We start from the raw sequence: 25,138 nt of genomic DNA on the forward strand, positions 1-25,138 counted from the left end.
GCACCCGCCCGGCCTCGAACGCCCCGCCGTCGAACGCCCCCGGGGGAACCCCGGGCGGCCCCGGAACGCCGGAGCCGCCCGGAGGCCCGCCCGCCGTCACCCCTCGCCGCAGGAGGCCCCCGGTGACGCCAGCACCCGGGCCGCGCTGCGGTGCCCGAGCCCGGCCGCGTGCCGCAGGTCCCCGGTCTCCAGGAACCCGGCCAGGAACCCGGCCGCGAAGGCGTCCCCGGCGCCGGTGAGGTCGCGCACCACCGCCACCGGCGGTACCGGCACCGTGAACAGCCCCTCGCCCGGCACGTCGACGGTGGTCGGTGCGGGGCCCGCCTTGGTGATGACCGTGGTCTCCGCCAACCGGGACCGGTCGGGCCCGGGCAGTCCCTCCACCAGCAGGCCGAGGAAGGCGGACTCCGAGCGGTCGGCGAACACGAAGGTGGGCGCCGACTCGGCCAGCAGGGTGAGGAACCGCTCCCGTCCGAACCGCTCCAGCATGCCGGTCGAGGAGGCGTCCACCGAGGTGGTGCCGCCCGCCTGCCGGACTCGTGCGAGAGCGTCCACCGCCGTGGCGCCGACCGGCTCGCCGTCGAAGGAGTAGGCCGGCACGTGCAGGTGGGTCAGACCGGCCAGCCACTCGTCCGGGACGCGTTCCAGCAGCGTGGCGGCGCCCCGGTCGGGCAGCATGGTCCGCTCGCCGTCCCGGTCGATCAGCACCACGACGGTGCCGGTCCGGCCGCGCCGGGACACCCGTACGTCGACGCCGTGGCCGCGCAGTTCGGCGACCACGGCGTCGCCGACCGCGTCCTCGCCGACGCAGCCGAGGAAGCGCGCCGGGCACTGCCCGACGGCGAAGCGGGCGACGTTGGCCGCGCTGCCTCCGCGCCGCCGGAAGACCCGGGCGCCGGAGTCGGTGCCGTGCCGCAGCGGGCCGTCGACCCACACCACGACGTCCTCGACGAGGTCGCCGAGCACCCCCAGCACGGCTCAGGCCCCGGTCTGCGCGGCCGGAGCGGTCGGGGCGCCCGGCGTCTCCGACTCCCCCGAAGCAGCCAGGGTGGCAGAGAGGGCGGAGGCGGCCAGGGCGGTGGCGATCTCGCCGCCCAGCCTGACGTTGCCCCGGTACACCTCGACGTTGACCTCCAGGCTGCGGCCGCCGGTGTCGCGCCGGATCTGGTCCAGCAGGAAGGGGGTGGAGGCGTTGCCGGTGATGCCCAGGCGGTCGGCCTCGGCCCGGGCGCGGGCCAGGATGCCGTCCAGCTCCTCCGGCGGCAACTGCTTGGCCGGGTCGACCGGGTTGGCGATCAGGACGGCCTGCGGCAGGCCGAGCCGGTCGCGGGCGTCGATGACCTTCGCGGCCTCCTCGGGCGATCCGACGCTGAAGTTGACCTCGTGGCCGGAGTCGGTGACGTAGAAGCCGGGGTACTTGCGGGTGCGGTAGCCGATGACCGGGATGTTGAGGGTCTCGAAGCGCTCCAGGGTGGCACGGATGTCGAGGATCGACTTCACTCCGGCGCTGACCACGGTGACCGGGGTGGCGGCCAGGGTGGTGAGGTCGGCCGACTCGTCGAAGCTCTCGGAGGCGCCGAAGTGGACGCCGCCGAGACCGCCGGTGGAGAAGACCCGGATGCCCGCGCGGTGGGCGAGGAAGGCGGTGGCGGCGACGGTGGTGCCGCCGTGCCGACCGAGCGCGGCGACCACCGGGAGGTCGCGCAGGCTGACCTTGTCCAGGCCGTCGGCGGCGGAGAGTTCGGTGATCTGATCGGTGCTCAGACCGACCGTCGGAACCCCGGCGTGCACCCCGACGGTCGCCGGGACGACTCCCGCCTCCCGCAGCTGCCGTTCCGCCTCCAGGGCGACGGCCAGGTTGCGGGGGCGCGGCAGGCCGTGCGTGAAGATGGTCGACTCCAGGGCGACCACGGGCCGGCCGTCGGCGAGGGCCCTCGCCACCTCCCCGGCGACGTGGACGGCGGGGGTGCTGGGCGGAAGTCCGGTCATGATGCGCACTCTCTGTGAGATGCCGCCGCGGTGGGGCGGCACGGTTTTCGGCGTACGGACGGGCACCACCCCGTCCACCACCCTTGGCCCTACCCCGTCCGCCGCCCTTGACGCTGGCATGCCACCGCCGGAAGGATGCCGGATCATCCCTCCGGCCCGCGGCAGCGCCACGGGCCGCCCGACCCCGGGGATCCGCCTTGGCCCTGCGCCCGCTGCTCCGCCGCGCCGCCGGCTTACTCGGTGCCGCCGTGCTCACCCTCGCCGGCACCCTCACCGCCGCCGGCCCCGCCCACGCCGACTTCGGCACCGACTACCACGACCCGGTCACCGCCACCAAGCCCCTCACCCGGCCCGGCACCCGCTCCTGCACCGTCGAGGCGATGCACCGGCGCGAGTTCCGCAACGGCTACGGCAACCCGCCCGACACCCCGTACACCGCCACCCTCACCCCGCCCGCCGACTGCGCGGGCCCGTGGTCGGCGGTGGTGCTGGACCTCCACGGGCAGGTCGCGGGGCGGCAGTTCGACCGGATCTTCAGCGTCCGCGTCGGCGGCGTCCAGGTGATGCTCTCCTCCACCCCGGAGCCGTCCAAGGACGGCATCGAGTGGGACGTCGAACACGACGTCACCCGCTACGCCCCGCTGCTCGCCGCCGGTCCGCAGGAGTTCGACTTCGACCTCGCCAACGTCACCGACGCCACCTACACCGGTGTCTTCACGATCAGCGCGAGCCTGACCTTCTACACCGCGGACAACCACTGGCCGGCCGCCCGCAGCGCCGACCGGCTGCTCACCACCGGCCCCTTCGCGCTCACCCAGGCCGCCCCCGCCGCCGGGCGCGAACTCGCCTTCCCGCAGAACCTGGAGCGCCTCACCGCCGAGGTCTACACCCGGGGCGGCGGTGCCTGCGAGGAGTTCGCGTACGCCGCCGCGCCCGACGCCTTCGTCGCCGCCAACCCGGGCCTCGGCCTCTGCGGCAAGGGCCCGTTCCGCGAACTGCGGCTCACCGTGGACGGCCGGGTGGCCGGCGCGGTCTGGCCGTACCCGGTGATCTACACCGGCGGCTGGGACCCGCTGCTCTGGCGGCCCGTCCCCGGCGTCTTCGCCTTCGACCTGCCCGCCTACCGGCTCGACCTGACGCCGTACGTGGGGCTGCTGCTCGACGGCCGCCCGCACACCGTCGGCGTCGCGGTGAACGCGGCCGAGGCGCAGAGCAACGACGTCTGGACCGGCCAGGTCAACCTCTTCGCCGAGGTCGACCACGGCGCCGCCCGCACCAGCGGGCAGCTCACCGACTACCGGGTCGCCCCGGAGGCCGGCGCCGGCACCGCGCTCGCCGACCACGGCGGCGGCAGCGGCGACTGGACGGTCACCGCCGCCCGGCACGACGTCGCCCGGGGCTGGGTGCAGACCTCGCACGGCCGGATCACCACCGAGGTCCGCGACGACCTGACCTTCTGCTCCGGCCAGCAACTGCGCGACAGCGGCAACGACGTGACCCTGCACAACGGCACCGACCTCACCCGCACCACCTCGACCTGGGGCGGCGGGCCGCACCGCACCACCACCGTCCACGAGGGCGAACCGCTGGACGTCACCTACAAGGTGAGCCACGACGCGGCGGGCAACACCGACCAGACCACCGCGATGGACCTCGGCTACCACCGCGAGGCCACCACGGCGACCGGCGGCCACGTCACCGAGCGCGCCACCGTCGACCACACCCTGCGCCCGACCGCCCGGCGTCACGACGGCGACCGCACCGTGCGCACCGGCAGCAGCACGGAGGACTACCGCAGCACCGGGCCCGAGGGGCCGTACCACCGGACGCTGAGCTTCGTGGACGGGTGGCCGCGGCCCTGAGCCCACCCCGGTGACGGGCCTGAGCCGCCCCGGTGATCGATTTGCGGAAATTGCCCGGATTCATGCCGTTCACCCCTGGTGCACGCGGCGTGCGAGGCGCATGATGAGAGGTGGACCTGCGAGGTAGCTGAAGGAAGTTCGACCGCAGGAGGCAGTGGCGACAGATCGAGACGGATCAGGGTCTGCCGTTGTTCTACCTCGGTCGACGATCGAACTACCGGCCGGAGGACGTGACGTCCGGAGGCCACCCCCACCTCGTGGGTTCCGCGCGTCCACGGGACAATCCCCTCGGTCCCGTGGACGCGCTGTCCATGTCGCCCCTCGGCACTGTCCGGGCGGGCCACCGGGGTCGGAACCGGGACCCGCACCCGCACCGGCGCCCGGGTCCGCTACGGCCGGTCCGTTACGGCCGGTCCGGTACGGCGTAGCCCATCTCCCAGGCGTGGACGGCGATCCCGACCCGGTTCGCCACCCCGAGCTTGCGCTGGATGCTCGCGACGTGGGTCTTCACCGTGCCCGGCGAGATGAACAGTTCCGCGGCGATGTCCGCGTTGGTGCGGCCCGCCGCGACCTGCCCGGCGATCTCCACCTCCCGCTCGGTCAACGGCACCACGGCCGCGGGCCCCCGGCCCTTCGCCCGACGCTCCGGCCGGCGCGGCGCCGTCACGTGCTGCAGCAGCCGGACCGTGACCGACGGGCTGATCAGGCTCTCCCCGTCGGCCGCCGCCCGCACCGCCTCGGCCAGCAGCGACGGGCCGGAACGCTTCAGCAGGAACCCCGAAGCACCGTGCTGCAGCGCCGGGTAGACGTACTCGTCCAGGTCGAAGGTGGTCAGCACCACCACCCGCACCGGCTCGGCCACCCCCGGACCGGCCAGCCGGCGGGTCAGCTCCAGCCCGTCCATCCGCGGCATCCGGATGTCCACCAGCGCGACGTCCGGCCGCAGTTCGGCCGCCAGCTCCAGCGCGGCCAGCCCGTCCGCGGCCTCCCCCACCACCTCGATGTCCGGCTGGGCGTCCAGGAGGCGCCGCACACCGCGCCGCACGGCCTCCTGGTCGTCCGCGATCAGGGTGCGGATCACCCGCGGGCTCTCACCGTTCGCACGCGTCACGCCCAGCAGTCTGCCACGAGCCGTACCCCGCACCGGCCGACGGGAAAGTTCACGTGTCGGCCCCGGCGCGGTTCACCTCCGTGCGGTGAGCTGACCGCCATGATGAACGCTTCCAGTGGACGTCTCCCCGTCAGCCGGCGCGGACTCCTGGCCGGCGCCTCCGGTCTCGGCCTCGGCGGCGCCGTGTCCCTCTCCGGCCTCACCGCCACCCCCGCCGCCGCTGCCCCGGCCGCCTCCGCCGACTCGCCGCTGCTGTGGCAGCGGCCCGGGCGCTCCGGTGCCCCGCGGGTGGCCGGTCTGCACCTCCAGTTCGGCTCGGACGCCTCGCGCGAGGTGGTGGTGTCCTGGCACACCACCAGGTCCGTCGCCAATCCCCGGGTGATGTACGGGACTTCGAACGGAGGCTTCGGCCGCACCGTGCAGGCCGCGACCCGCACCTACCGGGACGCCGCCTCCGGCACCGAGGTCCAGGCGCACCACGCCCGGCTGACCGGCCTGCACCCCGACACCGACTACGTCTACGCCGCCGTCCACGACGGCACCACCCCCGAGCTCGGCACCGTCCGAACCGCCCCGCGCGGCCGCTCCGCCTTCACCTTCACCAGCTTCGGCGACCAGGGCACCCCCTCCCTCGGCCGGAAGACCGCCAACGGCTACGTCAACGACAACCTCGGCAGCCCCGCCGCCGGCGACACCACCGCCGGGGTCGAGCGGATCGCCCCGCTGTTCCACCTGCTCAACGGCGACCTCTGCTACGCGAACATCGCCACCGACCGGATCCGCACCTGGTCCGACTGGTTCGAGAACAACACCCGCTCCGCCCGGCACCGACCCTGGATGCCCGCGGCCGGCAACCACGAGAACGAGAAGGGCAACGGCCCGATCGGCTACGGCGCCTACCAGGCCTACTTCGACCTTCCCGGCTCCGGCTCGGACGAGGAACTGCGCGGCCTGTGGTACTCGTTCACCGCCGGCTCGGTGCGCGTCATCAGTCTCAACAACGACGACGTGGCCTACCAGGACGGCGGCAACTCCTACGTCCACGGCTACTCCGGCGGCGCCCAGCAGCGCTGGCTGGAGCGGGAGTTGGCGGCGGCGAACGCGGACCCGGGGATCGACTGGATCGTGGTCTGCATGCACCAGGTGGTGATCTCCACCGCCGACAAGTTCAACGGCGCCGACCTCGGCATCCGCGAGGCCTGGGTACCGCTGTTCGACAGGTACGGTGTGGACCTGGTGGTCTGCGGCCACGAGCACCACTACGAGCGCTCGCACCCGATCCGCGGCCAGCAGCCGACCGACACCCGCACCCCGGTCCCGGTCGCCACCGGCACCCGGACCATCGACACCACCAAGGGCACCGTCCACATGGTGATCGGCGGCGGCGGCACCTCGGCCCCGTCCAACCAGCTCTTCTTCGACCCGCCGAAGGCCCGGGTCATCACCGGCGTCGGCGCCGTCGACCCGGCCACCGGCAAGCGCCCGCCGGTGTACGTGATCGAGGACGCCCCGTGGTCCGCCTTCCGCGACGCCGACAACCCGTACGGCTTCGCGGCCTTCGACGTCGACCCGGGTGAGCGCGGCGGGCAGACCACCATCGACGTCACCTACTACTCCGTCAGCGGCCCGTACGGCGACCTCGTCCCCGTCGACCGCTTCACCCTGACCCGCCCGCGCGGGGCCCGCGGCGGCGGCCGGGATCGCTGACCCGCCGGTCTGCCGACACGCCGACACGCCGACCCTCCAGTACGGCACCCGGAGGGTCGGCACGCACCGCGGCGGCGCCGGCCCGCGTCACCGCCCCGGCAGGGTGCAGGTGACCCGCCAGCCCGCGGGCTCGACCGGGCCCGCGCTGAGCGAGCCGCCGTGCGCGGCAGCGCGGGCCGTGAGGCCGGCCAGTCCGGTCCCGCCGGAGCCGGGGCGGCGGCGCAGCAGCGGCCTACGGGCGGGGCCCCCGTTGTCGGTGACGGTCACCCGGACGGCGCCGTCCGGCGCGGGGGCCGCCCGGACGGCGACCTCGGTGGCCTGCGGCGCGTGGCGGCGGATGTTGGTGAGGGCCTCCAGGACGACGGCGTAGGCGGTGGCCTGGGTCTCGGCGGGGAGCAGGTCGGCGGCGCCGGGGGCGAGGTCGGTGTCGGCGTGCAGGCCGCCGGTCGCGCCGAAGCGGGTGACCAGTTCGGGGAGGTCGGCCAGGCCCAGGCGGCGCGTGGTCGCCCCGGCGGCCTGCTCGCTCCGCCCGTCCCGCCGGGCCGCCCCGTCCGCTTCGCTCCGGCCGCCCTGCCCGCCCGGCGCGTCCGGGCCGCCGCCCTGCGGATCGCGCAGGGCCCCCACCATCTCGTCCATCGAGTCCAACGCCCGCAGTCCGGCCTCCTCCAGCCGGCGCAGCAGCGCGGCGGTCTCCGCCGGCTCCTGGCCCGGGAGTTGGCCGGCCTGGGCCTCCAGCACGATGCCGGTGATCTCGTGGGCGACGAAGTCGTGCAGTCCGCGGGCCACTTCGAGCCGCTGCTCGCGCCGGGCCCCTACGACGGCCCGCTCCCGGCGGGCGTCCAGGACGCGCAGGTAGAGCGCCGCGCCCGCGACCGCGAGCGTCGGCAGCAGGGAGAACAGCACGCCGATCACCGGGCCGGCCGCACCGCCCTGGGGAGTCCGGAGGGCGAACCGCAGTGGCAGCAGGACGGCCGCGAGCCCGACCAGGCCGCCGACCGGCCCCGCCCACCGGTCGGGCAGCCGGCGAACGGCCCGGAACAGCAGCCCGAGCAGCGCCGTCCACTCGAAGGGCAGCCAGAACGCGGGCAGCCGGTACGGCCCCGAGTAGAGCAGGTCGAGCAGCAGCGAGGCACCGGCCACCGCCGCGGCAGCCGGTGCGGGCGCGATCGGCCCGGCGGGCCACGGCAGCAGCGCCACCACCGTGGCGAGCGCGGCCGTCAGGGCGAGCAGCGCGGCCGCGCCGTGCTCGCCCCCGTGGGCGAGCACGACGGGCACCGTCAGGGCCAGGACGGCGACGACGGCGAGCCGGCGCCGCAGCCGGGCCGAGCGCGGCCGGGCGGGGCGGGGCCGGGCGGGGCGGGGCGGGGATTCGGTGCGCACCCGGCCGAGCCTACGGGCAGCTCTCCCGGGGGAGACGGGCCTCCTCCGCGGGAGGGAGGGGCGCATCGTCGAACTCCCCTCCGCAGCGTGAGGTGTGGCCGGGCCTGCTGCAGCAGACTCGTTGTCGCCGGAGTACCCGTCCCGAAGGAGAACGAACCGTCATGAACCGTCGACTCGCGACCGCTGCGACCTCGGTCCTCCTGCTGGTCGCGGCGGTGACCGCCACCGTGCCGGCCTCCGCCGCGGAACCGGCCTCGGCCGCGGACGACGCCCGGGCCGGGGCGGTGAGCGTGCGCGGCACCGGGGACACCGTCCTCACCTCCGCGTTCGGCGGCTTCGCGGGCGACCCGGTCCGGATCTCGGTCGACGCCCGCGCCACCGGCAACACGGACCCCGGTGCCACCCGCGGCCACTTCCACGTCCGTCACGTGCACAACGACGGCCGGCTGGTCGCCGACTTCGAGGGGGACATCGCCTGCCTGGGCGTCGGCGGACGGGAGGCGATCGCCACCGGCGTGATCACCAAGGGCGAGGCTCCGTGGTTCCCGGGCCTGGAGGTGGTCGGCCGGAAGGTCTCGATCTCGGTGGAGGACAACGGCCGTCACGGGGACCGGCTCGGCTGGGTCTGGGGCGCGCTGGGCCAGCCGGTGGCGGACTGCCAGGGCACGGTACCGTTCATCCGCACGACCGCCGGCGACCTCACCGTGCGCGGCTGACACCCGCCCGGCCAGGGCCTTCCGGGCCTCCCGGGACCTCCGGGCCCACCGTCCGTCCGTACGGGCCGCACGCCGCCGACCGGTCGCTGCCGCCCCGCGCACCCGGACACCCTGGAGGCCCCGATGTCGCCCGACCGCCCGACCATTCCCGGGCCGCCCGAAGCCGGCGCGGGGTTCAACGACCCCACAGGGGAGGGCCGTTGAACCCCGCGCCCGGGCCGACCGGCCTGCTCGGTCCGGTGCCCGGATCGCCGGTCCCCGCGCCCGGCCCAGCGGTCCCCGACTACGGCCGACTCGCCGCCGTCGGCCCGTACTTCGCACTGGACACCTCCTCCGGACCGCCGCCCGGGGGCTTCCGCCCGCTGCCCGAGCTGTACGGCACCGGCCCGGACGCACCGCTGGCCGACCGCCTGCGGGTGGTGGCCCGGCGGCTCGGCACCGACGAACCCCGGGTCGCCGCCTCGATCCTGCACCTGGGGCTGGCCGCCCGGTTCTGGTCGGTCGGCCTCGGTTCGGCCGTCCTGCTCGGGACGGTCCCGACGCTGGAGCACGCCTGGGTGCGGATCCCGGACCAGGGCCCGCTCGACCTCTGGACGCCGCCGGAGCCCGCCCGGCCGGAGGCCGGAACGCTCGCCGACCGGCTCCACGCCGCCGTGCTGACGGGCCAGTTGGATCCGTTGGCGGCGGCCGTCCGGGCCGCGGCGCCGCTCTCGCCGCGCCTGCTGCTCGGCAACGCCGCCTCCGCCCTGGCCGGCACGTTGCGGGTGCTGGACCCCCATGCGCCGGGAGCCGCACGGGCGTTGGTCGCGGAGCTGCTGGACCGTCCGCCGCTGGCGGGAACGGGCACGCTGCGCTCGGGCCCGCGCGGCACGGCGTTCCGACGGAACAGCTGCTGCCTCTACTACCGGGTCGGGCCGGGTGCCGGGCTCTGCGGGGACTGCTGCTTCACCGCGCCGCCCACGCGACGGAAAGACGGCCGGAACGGGTAGTGGATGCGGGAGCGGGAGCAGGAGCGCAGCACCAGATACCTTTACAAATGAATGTCATACTCGACGCCGCACCGGTACCGCCCCGCGCCGGCCGTCACAACTGCACCACCACCCAGTCCACCGCCTCCGACGGCACCCGCACCCGCTCGACCGTCGGACCACCTACCGGCTCACCCGCCGGACCGCCGAGGAGCGCCCGCGCCAGCGAACCGACCGGCAGCACCGGGGTGGTGGCGGCCAGCACCCGCCCCTCGCCGTCGAGCAGTGCGGCCCCGCCGGGCAGCGCCCGCAGCGGCTGCACCAGCAGCCGCTCCAGCGCGGCCAGCGGGACGTCCCCGGCGACCACCCCGACGAAGCCCACGCCCGGAACCGCCACCGGCCGGGCGCAGCACAGGACGTAGCGGTCCGCGCAGAGCAGGTCGACCTGCGGCCCGGCGACCGCCGCGCGCCCCTCGTCCCGGGGCCGGGCGAACCAGGGCAGCGTCCGGTAGTCGTAGAACTCGGCGTCCCCCGGGTCCAGCGGGAGCCGCAACCGCCGCTCCCCGGCGCCCCGCCCGCCGCGGTACCACCACTCCGCGTGCAGCTCGGCATCGGCGAGCGCGCCGGGCGCCACGACGGCGCCGCAGCCGAACCAGCGCGCGCCCGGCCGGGCCAGCAGCTCGCGCACCGGCCCCTGCAGCACGGCGAGTTCGGCCACGACGGGCCGTCGCCCCGCGGCGGCCGTCCGGTCCCAGCACTCGGCGGTGGCCGCGCGCAGGCCGTCCAGGTCGGCGAGCACCGCGTCGATGGCGGCGGCGACCTGCCGGGCACAGGCCTCGGCGGTGGCGGGCAGGGTGAACGTGCTGGTCATGACGGCTCCGGCGGGCGGGTGGGGTTCCGGGTGCGACGGCACGACGCCCGGTCAGCCGTCGTCCGCCAACTCCAGGTGCCCCCGGACCAGGTGGTGCACGCATCCGATGACGTGCGCCTCGGCTGCGGAACGGGCGCCGGCCGCGTCGCCGGCCAGGACGGCGACCAGGATCTCCCGGTGCTGCTCGGCCAGGCGCTCCTGGTCGGGGCCGTACGGGGCGGGCAGCCAGAGCAGCGGGCCGAGTTCGGCCTGCAGCCGGACGGCGAGCTGGGTGAGGCGCACCGACTGGGCGGCGACGGCGAGTTCGATGTGGAAGCGGGCGTCGGCACGGCGCTGCTCGGCGGGCCCGGCGGCGTCGCGCAGCTCGTGCACCAGGCGGGTGAGCCGGGGGCCGAGGTCGGCGGGGGCGCGTTCGGCGGCGAGCCGGGCGGCGGTGCCGAACACGGCCAGCTCCTCGTCCCCCAGGTCGCGCAGGTCCACCGTGGCGGTGTCCCGCAGCCGGGCGAGCTGGAGGGGCTCGGAGCCCTCGACGGGTGTGCGGACGAAGCTGCCGCCGTTGCGGCCGCGCCGGGTCTCGATCAGCCCGGCCTCGCGGAGCAGCGCGAGCGCTTCCCGGACGGTGCCGTTGGCGACGCCGAGCTGGTCGGACAGGTCGTTCTCGCTGGGCAGTTGGTCCCCGTCGGCGACCAGGCCGAGGGCGATCGCCTCGGTGATCCGGCGGGCCACGGCGTCGGCGCGCCCGAGGTCGGTGAGCGGCGCGAGCACGGCGCTGAGCAGCGGGGTCGCACTGCCGATGGTCGTCATGCCGTACCCCCTCCTCGATCGCCGCCGCCGGTACACCGCCCGGCCGGTGCTTCCGGCAGGGTACCGCCGGTCGGCGCGCACCCTTGCTGCTAGAAACCCAATCTCGTATGTTTTCCCGCAGCCTCGGCCCGAGCGCCGACCCCGCTCGGCCCTGCTGCAGAACACCGCACCGCCGCACGACACCGCACCGCACCGCACCGCACCGCACCGCACCGCCGAACAGCATTCCCCCGACGCACGCCCGCAACGCACTCCCCCGACGCATCACGACACGTTCCCAGGAGCAGGTCATGACCGATGCCAGTGCACGTGCCACCGCTGCCGGTCCACCCGGCGGCGCCCCCGACGCGGACGCCGAACGGCTGGCCGCCCTCGGGTACACCTCCGAGTTCAAACGCGACATGAGCCTCTGGGCGAACTTCTCCCTCGGCTTCACCTATCTCTCCCCCGTCGTCGGCGTGTACACGCTCTTCGCCTCCTCCCTCAGGACCGCCGGCCCGCCGATGGTCTGGAGCTTCCTGATCGCGGGTGTCGGCCAGCTGCTGGTCGCGCTGGTGTTCAGCGAGGTGGTCGCCCAGTTCCCGGTCGCCGGCGGGGTGTACCCGTGGGCGCGCCGGCTCTGGGGCCGGACCTGGGGCTGGCTGACCGGCTGGGTCTACCTGCTGGCGCTGATGTCCACCATCGCGGCCGTCGCCTACGGTGCCGGCCCGTACGTGGCCGCGCTGCTCGGTGTGGCGCCGAGCACGGCGACGACCGTCTGGTGCGCGCTCGGCCTGCTGGCGCTGGCCACCGTGATCAACCTCGGCGGCACCCGGGTGCTGTCGGCGGCGGCGGTGTTCGGCTTCGCCGCCGAGCTGCTCGGTGCGCTCGCCGTGGGTGCCTGGCTGCTGCTGACGCACCGCTACCACGGCCTCGGCGTGGTCTTCGACAGCTTCGGCGCGGGCGCCGGCGGCTCGTACACCGACGCGTTCCTGGCCGCCGGTCTGATCGCGGTCTTCCTCTTCTTCGGCTTCGAGGCCTGCGGCGACGTCGCCGAGGAGGTGCCCGACCCGGGTCGACAGATCCCCAAGTCGATGCGGCGCACCATCTACGTGGGCGGCGCGGCCGCGATCGGGGTCAGCCTGGCCCTGGTGATGTCGATCAAGGACATCGGCGCGGTGGTCTCCGGCAGTGACGAGGATCCGGTGGCCGCGGTGCTGCACGACGCGTTCGGCGCGACCGGCGCGCGGGTGGTGATCGGCGTGGTGCTGATCTCCTTCCTGTCCTGCGTGCTGAGCCTGCAGGCGGCGGCGAGCCGGCTGACGTACTCCTTCGCCCGGGACCGGATGATCGCGGGCAGCCGCCTGCTGGCCACCGTCTCGGTGCGGCTGCGGGTGCCGCCGTACGCGCTGCTGCTCGCGGCGGCGCTGCCGGGCGTGATCATCGTGGGGGCCTCGGCGCTCTCCGGGGGAGCCCTGACGAAGATCATCTCCTTCTCCAGCATCGGCATCTACCTGGCCTTCCAGATGGTGGTGCTCGCCTCCCTGCGAGCCCGACTGCGCGGCTGGCGCCCGAGCGGGGACTTCCGGCTCGGGCGCTGGGGGCTCGCGGTGAACGTCGGCGCGCTGGTCTACGGCGTCGCCGCGATCGTCAACATCTGCTGGGGCCGCACACCGGACGCCGCCTGGTACGACGACTACCTCGTGCTGCTCTCGGCGGTGATCGTGCTCGCGGCCGGCGGGCTCTACCTCCTCCTGGCCCGCCCCCACCTGCGCGGCGACGCCCCCTCCGGCGACGCGACGGGCCTCGCAATGGGCCCCGCGACGGACTCCGCGACAGGCTCCGCGGCGGCCGCCAACAGCCCCGTCGCCAATAGCCCCGCCGCCAACAGCCCCGCCGCCAACAGCCCCGCCGCCGACCGGGGACCGGTCACATGACCGGGCTCCCCCTCGACGGCGTCCTGGTCGCCGACTTCGGCCGCGTCCTCGCCGCGCCCTACCTCACCATGCTGCTGGCCGACCTCGGCGCCGACGTGATCAAGGTCGAGAAACCCGGCACCGGCGACGACACCCGCGCCTGGGGCCCGCCCCACGCCCAGGGCGAGGCCACCTACTTCCTCTCCGTCAACCGCAACAAGCGCTCCCTCACCCTCGATCTGCACGACCCGGCCGATCTCGCCCGCGCCGTCGAACTCGTGCGCCGCGCCGACGTGTTGGTGGAGAACTTCCGCCCCGGCACGATGGCGCGGCACGGCCTCGGCCCCGCCCGGGCGCAGGCCCTCAACCCCCGGCTCGTCTACTGCTCGATCACCGGCTTCGGCTCCGGCAAGGGCGCCGAACTCCCCGGCTACGACCTGCTGGTGCAGGCGGTCGGCGGTCTGATGTCGGTGACCGGCCCGGCGCCCGGCGAGCCGGTGAAGGCCGGGGTCGCACTGGTGGACGTGCTCACCGGGCTGCACGCGGCGGTCGGCGTGCTGGCGGCGCTGCGCGAGCGCGAGAGGACCGGGCGGGGCCAGCTGGTGGAGCTGAACCTGCTGTCCACCCTGCTCTCCGGTCTGGTCAACCAGTCCGCCGGCTACACCCTGGCCGGCGCCGTGCCCGGCATCCTCGGCAACCGCCACCCCTCGATCGCCCCGTACGAGGTGTTCACTGCCGCCGACCGCCCGCTGGTCGTCGCGGTCGGCAACGACCGCCAGTTCGCCGCCCTCTGCCGGGGTGTCGGTGCGCCCGAGCTGGCCGACGACCCGCGGTTCGCCACCAACTCCGAGCGGGTAGCGCACGTGTCCGTGCTCGCCCGCGAGCTCACCGCCCGGCTCGAACGCCGCACCGCCGCCGAGTGGTTCGCGGTGCTCACCCCGCTCGGCGTGCCCTGCGGCCCGGTCAACGACGTGGCCGAGGCCTTCGCCCTGGCCGACTCGCTCGGCCTCGATCCGCGCGCCCCGCTGCCCGGCCCGGACGGCGGCGCGCTGGACCTGGTCGCCAACCCGATCGGCCTGTCCCGGACGCCTCCGCGCTACCAGCTGCCCCCGCCCCGGCTCGGCGAGCACACGGCCGAGCTCACCGCCTGGCTGGACGCCCCCGTGACCCCCGCACCACCCGGGGGCCGGATGGGCCGCACCGACCCCGAGGCCCCCGGACGCCCTGAAGGCCCCGAAGGCCCCGCGGACCCCGGGGAACCGGCCTGAGCACGGCCCGCGCGTCGGCCCGCGTCCGGCTTGTCCAGGGCCGGGCGCGGGCCGCGAATCCCCACCCGGTGCCGATGCCCTGGCGCCGGGTGAAGCCTTCCGGGGGGCGGGGTCAGACCGCGACCGCGACCGCCTCCGCCATCTCCTCCTCGGCCTCCGCCGGCGTCTCCACCGGACGGCGACCGCGTCGCTCGTACGCCGCCGCGGCCACCAGGGCGGCCCCGCCCAGCAGCAGCCAGACCAGCAGGGTCACGACGTGGCCGCCGAGGCCCGCGCCGCCGTCGAAGTACAGGAGGCTGCGCGCGCCCTCCAGGAAGCCGGCGCCGGTCCAGAAGCCGTGCAGGGCGCCGAAGAAGCCGTTCTGCAGCTCGGGCCGGTAGATGCCGCCCGAGGACGTGAAGTTGAGCATCACGAACAGCACCATCAGGGCCAGCGTGGTCCACTTCTTCAGGAAGCTGTGCAGGCCGATGCCGACCAGCACGATGCCCGCCGAGTAGAGCCAGCCCAGCGCCCAGACCGCGGCGAGGTCGTGGTCGACGACGTGGAACACCGGCCCGGCGGTGACGATCCCGATGACGCTGACCACCAGCGAGACCGCCACCCCGACGAGCGCCCGGACCGCCATGCCCAGCCCGGCCCCGGCGGCGCCGATCACCGCCACGCTCGCGTACGAGCCGATGCTCAGCGCGACCAGCAGGAAGAACAGGCCCTGGCCGGTCGGGTCGCCCTCGGCCGGGGTGGTGAGGTCGGTGACGTGCAGCGGGACGCCCTGCCGGTCGGTGACGTTCGTGAACACCGCCGTGGCGGCGACCACCGAGGTGTCCGAGTTCCCCTTGGCCACGATCAGCTCGGGGCTCCTGGCGTCCGGGACGAAGGCGCCGACCAGGTCGCGGTCGCGCAGCTGCCGCTCGGCGGCGGACCGGTCGTCGACGGTGCGGACGTCGAGCGCGTCACCGGCCTTCTCCCGGATCGTCTGGGCCAAGCCGTGCGCCTGGTCGGTGGTGCCGACGACGGCGACCTCGAGGTGGTGCGGCTCGGGCTGGTGGAACGCGCTCTGGTAGGCGAGCGCCATGCCGAGGCACATCAGCAGCGGGGTGATCAGATGGACGGCGAGGTGCTTGAGCGAGTGCCCCGGGGTGGGCGCCGCGGCGGGGTTCTGGGGTGTGCTCATGGCGTTCGTACCGTCCTCCGGTGGTGTCTCGCACGGGGCAAGAGGATGGCAAATGCAACCAATGCAGGTGGCAAATGCAACCATCTGTGGATGTAGCTTACAACCATCCGACATCGGACGGAAACCGGCCCCGGGACCGGTCCCGAGGACGAGCCCCCAGGACCGGCCCGAGGGACCGGTTCCCGGGACCGGCCGCCGCCGCCGCCCGCGATCAGCCCAGGTCGAACACCCCGTAGGAGAACCCGTCCGCCCGCAGCTCCCCGTCCGCCACCCGCACGCCCTGCACCTGCAACGGCCGGACGGCTGCCGGCACCACGCCCCGCACCTGCTCCGGCAGCACGTCCGACAGCCGTACGGCCCCCGGCTCCCGGCGCGGGTTGACCGCCACCAGGTACCGCCCGGCCCGGGTGTACACCAGCGGGTAGCCGGCCTGCCGGACCTCCACCCCGCCGGCGGAGCCCAGCCCCGGGTGCGCCCGGCGCAGCGCGATCAGCCGCCGGACGGTGTGCAGCAGCGAGGTCGGGTCGGCGCGCTGGGAGAGCACGTCCGGGCGGTGCGGGTCCGGGTCCACCGGCAGGTACAGCCGCTCCGCCGGCGCACCGGAGAAGCCCGCCGTGGGGCCGGGCGTCCACTGCATCGGGGTGCGCGAGCCGGCCCGGTTGAAGCGCGGCCCGAGCACGCTGCCCTCGGTGTCGGGCAGGCCGGCCAGGTAGCGCATGCCGATCTCGTCGCCGTAGTAGACGGCCGGGAGGGTGGGCCAGGTGAGCAGGAAGGCGAAGGCGGGCGCGAGCTGCTCGGCAGTGCGGTGGCCGGCGGCCAGCCGCGAGAAGTCGTGGTTTGCGGTCGGCAGCACGATGTGCCCGTTGCCCTCGGTGAGTTCGGCGGCGGAGCGCCAGGCGTCCAGGAACGGCTGCGGGGTGCCGCGGCCCTCGGCCTCGAAGTAGCAGGCCTCCTGCTGCCAGAACTCCTCGACCGTGCCGCCGTTGTTGTTCCACAGGGAGCGCAGCGGCAGGCCGTGGTCCTCGCCGCCGAAGTGCAGGAAGAAGTCCGCGTGGAAGCCGGCCGCGACGGCGGCGGCGGGCTCGCCCCACTCGGCGAGCAGGGCGGCCTGGGGGTGGGCGCGGTCCAGCCAGTCCCGCAGCTCGGTCCAGAGCTTGGCGGTCTCGGCCTTGCCCGGATCGTCCTTGACCAGCGAGTACGCCATGTCCACCCGGAAGCCGGACACGCCGAGGCCGAGCCAGTGCGCCATGATGTCGCGCAGCGCCGCCCGGTTGGCGCGCGGCCCCTCGGCGTCCACCGGCTGACGCCAGGGCTCGGCCGGACTGCTGCGCGCGTAGCCGAAGTTGAGGGCGGGCTGGCAGTCGAAGAAGTTCGGCCGGTACCAGCCCGGGCGGCTGCCGGGCGAGGCCACGAAGCCGTCCACCGGCCGGTCGGACCAGATGTAACGGTGGTCGGACGCGTCCTCGGCGGCGGCCAGGAACCAGGGGTGGCGGTCGGAGGTGTGCCCGGCGACCAGGTCCAGCAGGATCCTGATGCCGCGGCGGCGGGCGGCCTCGACCAGCCCGACCAGGTCCTCGGTGCTGCCGTAGCGCGGGGCCGGGGCGAGGTAGTCGGTGATGTCGTAGCCGGCGTCGCGGAACGGCGAGGCGAAGCAGGGGTTGAGCCACACGGTGTCGACGCCGAGCCAGGCGAGGTGGTCGAGGTGCTCCGCGATGCCGGCGAAGTCGCCGATGCCGTCGCCGTCGGAGTCGGCGAAGGTCTGCGGGTAGATCTGGTAGAGGACGGCGTCGGCGAGCCAGTCGGGGCCGGGGCGGGTCGAGGTCATGGGTGGGTTCCTCCTGCCGGGTCCGGGGCCCGGGGTGCACCGGGCGGGGCTGAGCCGGGCCGGACTCGGCCGGGGGCCGAACCGGGTGCCACCGATTCTCGTCCGTTCCCGGCCGTCCCGACAGTCCGCCTCGCCCCGCCACCGCCGCTCCCGGCCCCGCGCCTCCCGGCCTGTCTCCGCCGCGCGTCGCGGCCCATCTCCTGGCACACCTCCCGGCGCCCCTCCGCCGTGGTGTACCGCCGCGCGTGGCGGCACGGCGCCGCTACGCCTCGCCGCACGCTTCCGTGAACGCCCGGGCCCGCCGGGTGATCTCCGCCCAGTCCCCCGCCGCGACCGCCTCCGGCGGCACCACGTCCGTCCCCGCGCAGACCGCGAGCGCGCCCTGCCCCAGGAACTCGGCGGCGTTGCCCGCGTTCACCCCGCCGGAGGCCACCAGCGGCACGCCCGGGTACGGGCCGCGGAGGTCCCTGAAGTAGCCGGGCCCGAACGCCCGGGCCGGGAAGATCTTGACGGCGGCGGCACCCAGGTCCACCGCGCGGGCCACCTCGGTCGGGGTGAGCGCCCCGAGCACCACCGGCACCCCGGCGCCCTTCGCCGCCGCCGCGACCTCGGGCCGGCAGCCGGGTGTGACCAGGAAGGAGGCGCCGGCCGCGACCCCGCGCTCGGCCTGCTCGGCGGTCAGCACGGTGCCGACGCCGACCCGGTGCCCGGCCTGCGCGGCGTGCCGCAGATGTCTCGTCACATGCGGTGTGGTGTAGGTGAATTCGGTCCACCGGATGCCGCCGGCGGCGAGTGCGGCACACAGCGCGGGAGCGTCCGGGATGCTCGGTGCGCGGACCACCGCGATCACCCGGTCGGTCTGCAGGGAGGCGAGGGGTGTCATGCGGCTCGGGTTCCTCGGTCGGTGCGGCGCAGGGCGCGCCCGGGGCGGGCGCCGGTGGTGCGACCCTGCCGGACGACGGCGGCGCCGTTGACGTACACGGCCTCGATGCCCTCGGGGGGCCGCCGGGGGTGCTCGAAGGTCGCGGTGTCCCGGACCCGTTCGGGGTCGAGGAGCACCAGGTCGGCGTGGTGGCCGGGGGCGATCCGGCCACGCCGGTGCAGGCCCAGCCGGGCGGCGGGCCGGCCGGTCATCCGGGCGACCGCCTCCTCCAGCGTCAGCACGCCCGAATCCCGGCTGTAGTGGCCGAGGTAGCGCGGGAAGGTGCCCCAGGCCCGCGGGTGCGGCCGGGCGCCGACCAGCAGTCCGTCACTGCCGACGGTGTGTACCCGGTGGCGCATGATCGCCCGGACGTTCCCCTCGTGCCCGACGTGCTGGAGGATCGTGGTGGCCAACTCGTCCCGGCGCAGCAGGTCGAGGAACACCTCGGTGCCGGTGCGTCGCTCCTCGTCGGCGATCTCGGCGACGGTCCGGCCGACGGCCGGGGCCAGCCCCGCCGACCGGACGCCGGAGACCTGGATCGTCGCCCAGTCGGTGACCACGCCATGGCAGCCGTCGCTGCCCTTCTCCTCCACCTCGTACCGGATCCGGGCGCACTGCGCCGGGTCGGTCAGTCTGGCCAGTGTCGCCTCCGGTCCGCCCTCGGTGGCCCAACTCGGCAGCAGGGCCGCGAGGGTGGTGGAGCCGGGGAGGTAGGGGTAGCTGTCCAGGGTCAGGTCGACGCCGTCGGCAAGCGCCCGGTCGACCAGCTCCAACAGCTCGCCGGCCCGGCCCCGGTTGACGCCGAAGTTCATCGTGGCGTGGGTCAGGTGCAGCCCGCAGCCGCTCCGCCGGGAAATCTCCACCATCTCCGCGTAGCCATCCAACGCTCCCTCGCCGTACGAGCGTTGGTGCGGCGCGTGGAAGCCCCCGTAGGCCGCGACGATGGTGCACAGCTCCACCAGTTCGGCGGTGTCCGCGTACGAGCCGGGGGTGTAGCTGAGGCCGCTGGACATGCCGACCGCGCCGTCCAGCAGGCTCTTCGCCAACACCTGGCGCATCCGGTCGAGTTCGGCCGGGTTGGGCGGCCGGTCGACCCAGCCCATGACGAGGGTGCGCAGCGTGCCGTGCGGGACCAGGTAGCAGGCATTGACGGCGACGCCGGTCCGGTCGATCCGGTCGAGGTAGCCGACGACGTCGCGCCAGTCCCAGTCGAGGTCGGCCGGATCCCCGTTCCAGCCCGCGAGTTGGCGGCGCAGCGCGGGCAGTGTGGTGTCGTCCACCGGGGCGTAGGACAGGCCGTCCTGGCCGAGGACCTCGCAGGTGACGCCCTGGGTGACCTTGGCCGGGTGCTCGGGTTCGAGCAGCAGGGCGAGGTCGGAGTGGGCGTGCATGTCGATGAAGCCGGGGGTCAGGACCAGCCCGTCGGCGTCCACCACCTCGGGCGCGTCGAGGCGGTCGCCGACGTCGGTGATCAGGCCGTCGGCGATCCGCACGTCCGCGCGGTAGCGGTCCGCACCGGTGCCGTCCACGACGGTGGCGCCCCGGAAGACGGTCGGGCCCGCCGGGTTCGCCCGGTTCGCCGTCCTCGCGCTCGCCATCATCACACCGTTCGCCGTCCTCACACTCTTCGCCGCGCTCTTCCCGACCGCCCCTGCCGCTCTCTCCCCGGCCATCAGAAGAACGTCCTGACCAGCCCGGTGACCTTCGGCTCGGCCGCGTCCGCGGAGTCCAGCACGGGAATCGCCGTCCACTTGTCGAAGGCGGTGCACGGGTGCGACACGCCCAGGCGCAGCACCGCGCCGATCGGCGCGAGGTCGCCCGCGTCCCGCAGGAAGGCGTGCTGGTCGTTGAGCGCGCTGATCCGGGCCGCCGTTCCGGTCAACTCGGCTCCGCCGCGCACCCGTTGCGGCTCGGGCAGGCCCTCGTCGAAGGGCAGGTCGCGCTTTCCGGCGTCCAGCAGGGCGAGTTGCGGTTCGGGCCGGGAGACCACCCGGGCCCAGCCGTGCAGCGCGCCGCGGAACGGCGCCACGCCGTCGGCCCGGGCGAGCGGCGAGACGCCGCGGTAGAAGCCGTCGTCGTGGGCGACGTACGCACCCGAGCGCAGGACGACCAGGGCGTCCGGCAGGCCGGTCGTCTCCTCGGCCACCAGGTCGAAGTAGGCGCTGCCGCCGGCCGTGACCACCGGTGGCGCGTCGTCCGGGTAGGCGCGCGCGAGCCGGCCGTGGAGTCCGGCCAGGGCCCGGAGGTAGCCGCGGACGGTGGCCAGTCCGGCGGCCGTGGCGTCGTGCGCGAGCGCGCCCTCGTACCCGCCGACGCCGGCGAGGCGCAGGGTGGGGGCGCGCAGCACGGCGGCGGCGACCTCGACGGCGGCGTCCTCGCCGCGGGCGCCGGTGCGCCCGCCGGGGCCGCCGAGTTCGACCAGCACCTCGACCTTCCGCTCGGCCCCGGCGGCGCGCAGGGCCGCGTCCATCAGCCGCACGCTCTCGGCGGAGTCGACCCAGGAGAGGAAGGCGAAGTCCGGGTCGGCGGCCAGTTCGTCGGCGAGCCAGGCCAGTCCGGCCGGGTCGAGCAGGGTGTTGGCGAGCAGGATCCGCTGCACCCCGAAGGCCCGGGCGACCCGCACCTGGGGCAGGTTGGCGAGGGTGATGCCGTGGGCCCCGGCGTCGAGCTGCGCCTGCCACAGGGCGGGGGCCATGGCGGTCTTGCCGTGCGGGGCGAGCGCGACGCCCGCCTTGGCGCACCAGTCGGCCATGGTGCGGACGTTGTGCGCGAGTGCGGCGCCGTCGAGGGTGAGCAGCGGGGTGCCGAGCGAGGAGAGGGTCGGGCCGCCGGCCAGCCACTCCCGCACGGTGCGGCCCCGGGTAGCGGCTCCCGGCCGCCGGTCCGGGTGGGAGTCCGGCGGGGCGGCCTTGAACCGCCAGTCCAGCGGCTCGTCGGCCAGCGCCGCCACCGCGTCGCGGGCGATGCCCGGCCCGGTGCCGCTGCTTGCGAAGGTCTGCTGCACGCTCCTCCTCCATCCGCCATGTTGCAGCATGTGCAACGCGGGTTGCGCATGCTGGCAGCACGGTTCTAGCATCGGCGCCGGATCACGGTCAACGGAACTGACTCACGCTCAACGGACCAGGCCCGCACCCGACCAGGCGGACGGTCGATCGACGGAGTGGGCCCGCTCTCGACGCACCGGCCACAGACGAGGAGCCCCGCACATGCCGCGACAGGACACCCCGGGCCCGGCCCGCCCGGGCCCTCCTCCGACGGCCGTGTGCGTGGGCGAGTCGATGGCCGTCCTGCTCCCGGACCGCCCCGGCCCGCTGGAGTCGGTGGAGACGTTCCGGCTCTCCGTCGGCGGCGCCGAGTCCAACACGGCTGGCGTGCTGGCCGCACTCGGCGTGCCGACCGCCTGGATCAGCCGGGTCGGCGCCGACGGCTTCGGCCGGCGACTGCTGGTCGACATCGCCGCCCGCGGCGTGGACGTCTCGGCGGTCGCGGTCGACCCGCACCGCCCGACCGGCCTCTACCTCAAGGAGGTCGGCGGCTCCACCGGCCACGACCACGACCTCGGCCCCGGGCGCAGTCGGCTGCACTACCACCGGCACGGTTCCGCGGCCGCCGCACTCTCCCCCGCACTGCTCGCCGACCCGGACGCCGCCCGGCTGCTGACCGACGCCCGACTGCTGCACCTGTCCGGCATCACCGCCGCGCTCTCCGACGACTGCCTCGCCCTGCTGCGCGCCCTCGTCGTCGAGCGCCGCCACACCACGGGGGCCCGGTCGGGCGGGGGCCGGGGGCTGGTCAGTTTCGACCTCAACTGGCGCCCCTCGCTGTGGCGGGACCGCGACCCGGCCGTGCTGCCCCCACTGCTGGACGCCGCCGACCTGCTGCTGCTCGGCGCGGACGAGGCGCAGGCCGCGTTCGGCACCGGCGACCCGGCCGCGCTGCGCCGTCGCTTCCCGTCCCCCGCGACCGTCGTCGTCAAGGACTCCGCCCGGCACGTCACCGCCCTGGGGCGCGACGGCACGGCGGTCACCGAACCGGCTCTCGCCGTCGAGGTGGTCGAGGCCACCGGCGCGGGCGACGCCTTCGCGGCCGGTTACCTGGCCGGCGCCGTCCGGGGCCTGGACCAGCGCCGCCGCCTGCGGCTCGGCCACCTGAGCGCCGCCTGCGCCCTGACCGCCCACGGCGACCAGGCCGAGCCGCCGCCCGCCGCCGTGGTGGCGGCGCTGCTCGACGCCTCGCCCGCGGAGTGGGCCGCCACCCGGGTCACCGCGGACGGCATCACCGGCCCTGCCCTGCCCGCCGGCCGCACGCACCTCGCCGGCCCGGCCGGCCCCACCGATCCGGCCGGCCCCACCGGCCTCGCCGACCACGTCCCGCCCGCCGACCGCACCCGGGCACAATGAGCAGGAACCCCGGCCCTCGAAGCGGAGCACGATGAGCCAGACCGTCACCCGCGCCCTGCGCATCCTCGCCCAGCTCGGCGAGGGCGAACGTTCCCTCGACCAGCTCGCCGAGGTGCTCGGCGTCCACAAGACGACCGTTCTCCGGCTGCTCCAGAGCCTCGAAGAGGAACGATTCGTCTATCGCGACGCGGCCTACCGCTACCACCTGGGCGCCGGCCTCTTCGCCCTCTCCGGCCTGGCCCTGGAGCAGCGCGGCATCCGCCGGATCGCCGCCCCGCACCTGGCCGAGCTGAACGCCGCCACCGGCCAGACCGTGCACCTGGCCGCGTACGAGGGCGGCGAGGTGGTCTACATCGACAAGTTCGACTCCCGCCACCCGGTCCGGATGTACTCCCGCATCGGCCTGCGCGCCGCGCTGCACAGCGCCGCGGTCTCCAAGGTGCTGCTGGCCGACCTCCCGCTGCCCGAGCGGCGCCGGGTGGTGGCCGGGATCGACTTCACCCCGCACACCGAACGCACCCTCACCACGCCCGAGGCGCTGCTCTCGGAGCTGGAGAAGGTCGCCGCCCAGGGCTGGGCGCAGGACCACGCCGAGCACGAGTCCTTCATCAACTGCGTGGCCGCACCCGTCCGGGACGCCAGCGGCCGGGTCGTCGCCGCCGCCTCCATCTCCGTCCCGGACGTCGTCCTCCCGTACGAGCAGGTACTGGACCTCCTCCCGCACCTGCTCGCCACCGCCCGCGCCGTCTCGGCCGACTGCGGCCGCCCCGACCACAACTGACGGACAGTCACCTGACGCACTTCACGCACTTCACGCCAAGGAGCCCCATGCCCGCCGAGCGCCCCCAGCCCGCCGAGACCGCCCAGGCCGCCGAGCACACCCGGCCCGCCGAGAAGGTCGAGATCCGCACCGACGGCGCCCCCGCCCCGGCCTGGACGTTCTCCCAGGGCGTCCGCAAGGGTCCGATCCTGCAGGTCTCCGGCCAGGGCCCGCAGGACCCGGCGACCGGCGAGTACCTCCACCACGGTGACGTGAAGGCGCAGACCCGGCGCACCCTGGAGAACGTCAAGGCCGTCGTCGAGGCCGGCGGCGCGACCATCGAGGACGTGGTGATGTTCCGCGTCTACCTCACCAAGCGCGCCGACTTCCCACTGATGAACGAGGTCTACGCCGAGTTCATCGAGGAGAACGTCAAGCCCGGCGGGGTGAAGCCCTGCCGCACCACCGTCTTCGTCGAGCTCCCGCAGGAGCCGATGCTGGTGGAGATCGACGCCCAGGCCGTCGTCGTCTGACGCTCCCGTCCCCGACCTCACCCACCGCAGGGCCCGGACGCCTCCCGCGCGTCCGGGCCCTGCGCGCTTGCCACACCCGGACAGCAACATTAGGTTAGGCTCACCTAACCAACTGGAGGTCCGTCCATGAGCCTGCCCACCGGCGACACCGAGGTCCCCGAGCCCACCACCGCCGAACGGATCCTGAGCCTGCTCGGCACGACCTCCTCGCTCGCCGTCCGTGCACTGGGCGAGCACCACGACCTGGACACCCCGGTCTCCGTCCACGGCTCCCGCCTGCGACTGCGCGCCCCACTGGACGCCCCGCTCACCGCGGCCGCCGCCCGGGCCACCGACGGCCTCGCCGTCGTCCTCGACGTCACCGACGTCTCCCCCGTCGCCGTCCGCGACCGCGTCCGCGCCCGCCTCACCCTGGCCGGCCGGCTCCGGCTGGCCCACCTCGCCGACGACGGCCTCAGCGTCCACCTGCGCGTGGACGTCGCCCACGCCGTCCTCGCCACCCCGTACGGCACCGGCGCGGTCACCGCCGCCGACCTCGCCCACGCCACCCCCGACCCGATGGCCCGCCACGAGGCCGCGATGCTCACCCACTTCGCCGACGACCACGCCGACGCGCTCGACGTCCTCACCCGCCTGCTCGACCCGGTGCTGCTCGCCCGGAACCCGGACGTCCGCCCGCTCGCCCTGGACCGCCACGGCCTGGTGCTGCGCCTGGACCACCCCGACGGCCACCGCGACGTCCGCCTGGTCTTCCCCGAACCGGCCCGCGACGTCGAGGACTTCGGCCACCGGATGCACGACCTGCTGACCGCCGCCCGGTACGGCCAGCCCGCCCACCGCGGCTGACTCCCGATCCCCTTCAGCGCGTCCAGCAGGCAGACCGTGCGAACGGATTGACCCACCGTCCGGTCGAACCGACCACCCCGGAGCGAGCCCCGTGCTGTACCGGCCCCGGA

Annotated in this window: 21 protein-coding genes; 10 read left to right on the forward strand and 11 right to left on the reverse strand. The window is 75.2% G+C overall.

Going from position 1 to position 25,138, the window contains the following annotated elements; translation table 11 throughout:
* Positions 1-96: 96 nt before the first annotated feature.
* Together ACIGG8_RS06605 and ACIGG8_RS06610 are read right to left on the reverse strand one after the other, a co-directional pair.
* Entirely contained in the window at positions 97-975 is an 879-nt protein-coding gene (locus ACIGG8_RS06605) for a carbohydrate kinase family protein (RefSeq protein WP_396546139.1), read from the reverse strand.
* A 3-nt stretch (positions 976-978) separates the two neighbouring features.
* Positions 979-1,989: a pseudouridine-5'-phosphate glycosidase gene (locus tag ACIGG8_RS06610; RefSeq protein WP_396546140.1), complete on the reverse strand. Its 1,011-nt coding sequence runs from the start codon at positions 1,987-1,989 to the stop codon at positions 979-981.
* Positions 1,990-2,186: 197 nt separating this feature from the next.
* On the opposite strand from ACIGG8_RS06610, the gene ACIGG8_RS06615 reads away from it, so the two are divergent.
* Positions 2,187-3,851, forward strand: coding sequence for a peptide-N4-asparagine amidase (locus ACIGG8_RS06615; RefSeq protein ID WP_396546141.1), 1,665 nt, complete (start codon positions 2,187-2,189; stop codon positions 3,849-3,851).
* Positions 3,852-4,254: 403 nt separating this feature from the next.
* Here the strand turns inward: ACIGG8_RS06615 and ACIGG8_RS06620 are convergent, their stop codons facing one another.
* On the reverse strand, positions 4,255-4,962 hold the full coding sequence (locus ACIGG8_RS06620) for a response regulator transcription factor (RefSeq protein ID WP_350524775.1): 708 nt from the start codon (positions 4,960-4,962) through the stop codon (positions 4,255-4,257).
* A gap of 99 nt (positions 4,963-5,061) precedes the next feature.
* Here ACIGG8_RS06620 and ACIGG8_RS06625 point away from each other — a divergent pair, with 99 nt between their 5' ends.
* Complete coding sequence (locus ACIGG8_RS06625; RefSeq protein WP_396546142.1) at positions 5,062-6,669, forward strand: purple acid phosphatase family protein; 1,608 nt, start codon at positions 5,062-5,064, stop codon at positions 6,667-6,669.
* A gap of 87 nt (positions 6,670-6,756) precedes the next feature.
* Here ACIGG8_RS06625 and ACIGG8_RS06630 read toward each other — a convergent pair whose 3' ends face one another.
* Positions 6,757-8,049, reverse strand: a complete 1,293-nt coding sequence (locus tag ACIGG8_RS06630; protein WP_396546143.1) for a sensor histidine kinase — start codon at positions 8,047-8,049, stop codon at positions 6,757-6,759.
* A gap of 161 nt (positions 8,050-8,210) precedes the next feature.
* Here ACIGG8_RS06630 and ACIGG8_RS06635 point away from each other — a divergent pair, with 161 nt between their 5' ends.
* Positions 8,211-8,765 (forward strand): hypothetical protein, encoded by a 555-nt coding sequence (locus tag ACIGG8_RS06635; RefSeq protein ID WP_396546144.1) that lies wholly within the window; start codon positions 8,211-8,213, stop codon positions 8,763-8,765.
* A 200-nt stretch (positions 8,766-8,965) separates the two neighbouring features.
* On the forward strand, positions 8,966-9,754 hold the full coding sequence (locus ACIGG8_RS06640) for a (2Fe-2S)-binding protein (RefSeq protein WP_396546145.1): 789 nt from the start codon (positions 8,966-8,968) through the stop codon (positions 9,752-9,754).
* 94 nt (positions 9,755-9,848) lie between these two features.
* On the opposite strand, the gene ACIGG8_RS06645 is transcribed toward ACIGG8_RS06640, so the two are convergent.
* Positions 9,849-10,604: a hypothetical protein gene (locus tag ACIGG8_RS06645; protein WP_396546146.1), complete on the reverse strand. Its 756-nt coding sequence runs from the start codon at positions 10,602-10,604 to the stop codon at positions 9,849-9,851.
* Positions 10,605-10,655: 51 nt separating this feature from the next.
* Positions 10,656-11,408, reverse strand: coding sequence for a FadR/GntR family transcriptional regulator (locus ACIGG8_RS06650; RefSeq protein ID WP_396546147.1), 753 nt, complete (start codon positions 11,406-11,408; stop codon positions 10,656-10,658).
* Between the two features lie 290 nt (positions 11,409-11,698).
* Between ACIGG8_RS06650 and ACIGG8_RS06655 the strand changes: the two genes are divergently transcribed.
* A complete protein-coding gene (locus tag ACIGG8_RS06655) occupies positions 11,699-13,324 on the forward strand; it encodes an APC family permease (protein WP_396546148.1) in 1,626 nt (541 codons plus the stop codon).
* The gene (locus ACIGG8_RS06660; RefSeq protein ID WP_396546149.1) at positions 13,321-14,571 is read left to right on the forward strand and encodes a CaiB/BaiF CoA transferase family protein; all 1,251 of its coding nucleotides are present in this window, start codon (positions 13,321-13,323) and stop codon (positions 14,569-14,571) included. Before ACIGG8_RS06655 ends, ACIGG8_RS06660 begins: the two co-directional genes overlap by 4 nt.
* Before the next feature lie 112 nt (positions 14,572-14,683).
* Here ACIGG8_RS06660 and ACIGG8_RS06665 read toward each other — a convergent pair whose 3' ends face one another.
* From ACIGG8_RS06665 to ACIGG8_RS06685, 5 genes are all read right to left on the reverse strand, one after another.
* Positions 14,684-15,742 carry a hypothetical protein gene (locus tag ACIGG8_RS06665; RefSeq protein ID WP_396546150.1) on the reverse strand — a complete coding sequence of 353 codons (1,059 nt, stop codon included), beginning with the start codon at positions 15,740-15,742 and terminating at the stop codon, positions 14,684-14,686.
* Positions 15,743-15,953: 211 nt separating this feature from the next.
* The gene (locus ACIGG8_RS06670; protein ID WP_396546151.1) at positions 15,954-17,567 is read right to left on the reverse strand and encodes an alpha-amylase family glycosyl hydrolase; all 1,614 of its coding nucleotides are present in this window, start codon (positions 17,565-17,567) and stop codon (positions 15,954-15,956) included.
* A gap of 262 nt (positions 17,568-17,829) precedes the next feature.
* Positions 17,830-18,450, reverse strand: coding sequence for a bifunctional 4-hydroxy-2-oxoglutarate aldolase/2-dehydro-3-deoxy-phosphogluconate aldolase (locus tag ACIGG8_RS06675; RefSeq protein ID WP_396546152.1), 621 nt, complete (start codon positions 18,448-18,450; stop codon positions 17,830-17,832).
* A complete protein-coding gene (locus ACIGG8_RS06680; protein ID WP_396546186.1) occupies positions 18,447-20,090 on the reverse strand; it encodes an amidohydrolase family protein in 1,644 nt (547 codons plus the stop codon). Before ACIGG8_RS06680 ends, ACIGG8_RS06675 begins: the two co-directional genes overlap by 4 nt.
* A gap of 71 nt (positions 20,091-20,161) precedes the next feature.
* On the reverse strand, positions 20,162-21,493 hold the full coding sequence (locus tag ACIGG8_RS06685; protein ID WP_396546153.1) for an amino acid deaminase: 1,332 nt from the start codon (positions 21,491-21,493) through the stop codon (positions 20,162-20,164).
* Positions 21,494-21,695: 202 nt separating this feature from the next.
* On the opposite strand from ACIGG8_RS06685, the gene ACIGG8_RS06690 reads away from it, so the two are divergent.
* The 4 genes from ACIGG8_RS06690 (at position 21,696) to ACIGG8_RS06705 (ending at position 25,028) form a co-directional block, all read left to right on the forward strand.
* Positions 21,696-22,889: a sugar kinase gene (locus ACIGG8_RS06690; RefSeq protein ID WP_396546154.1), complete on the forward strand. Its 1,194-nt coding sequence runs from the start codon at positions 21,696-21,698 to the stop codon at positions 22,887-22,889.
* Positions 22,890-22,920: 31 nt separating this feature from the next.
* Positions 22,921-23,670, forward strand: a complete 750-nt coding sequence (locus tag ACIGG8_RS06695) for an IclR family transcriptional regulator (RefSeq protein ID WP_396546155.1) — start codon at positions 22,921-22,923, stop codon at positions 23,668-23,670.
* A gap of 47 nt (positions 23,671-23,717) precedes the next feature.
* On the forward strand, positions 23,718-24,182 hold the full coding sequence (locus ACIGG8_RS06700; protein ID WP_396546156.1) for a RidA family protein: 465 nt from the start codon (positions 23,718-23,720) through the stop codon (positions 24,180-24,182).
* A 126-nt stretch (positions 24,183-24,308) separates the two neighbouring features.
* The gene (locus ACIGG8_RS06705) at positions 24,309-25,028 is read left to right on the forward strand and encodes a DUF2470 domain-containing protein (protein WP_396546157.1); all 720 of its coding nucleotides are present in this window, start codon (positions 24,309-24,311) and stop codon (positions 25,026-25,028) included.
* The last annotated feature ends 110 nt before the right edge of the window (positions 25,029-25,138 follow it).

The sequence above is a fragment of the Kitasatospora sp. NPDC085464 genome (genome assembly GCF_044541955.1).
Classification (GTDB): Bacteria; Actinomycetota; Actinomycetes; order Streptomycetales; family Streptomycetaceae; genus Kitasatospora.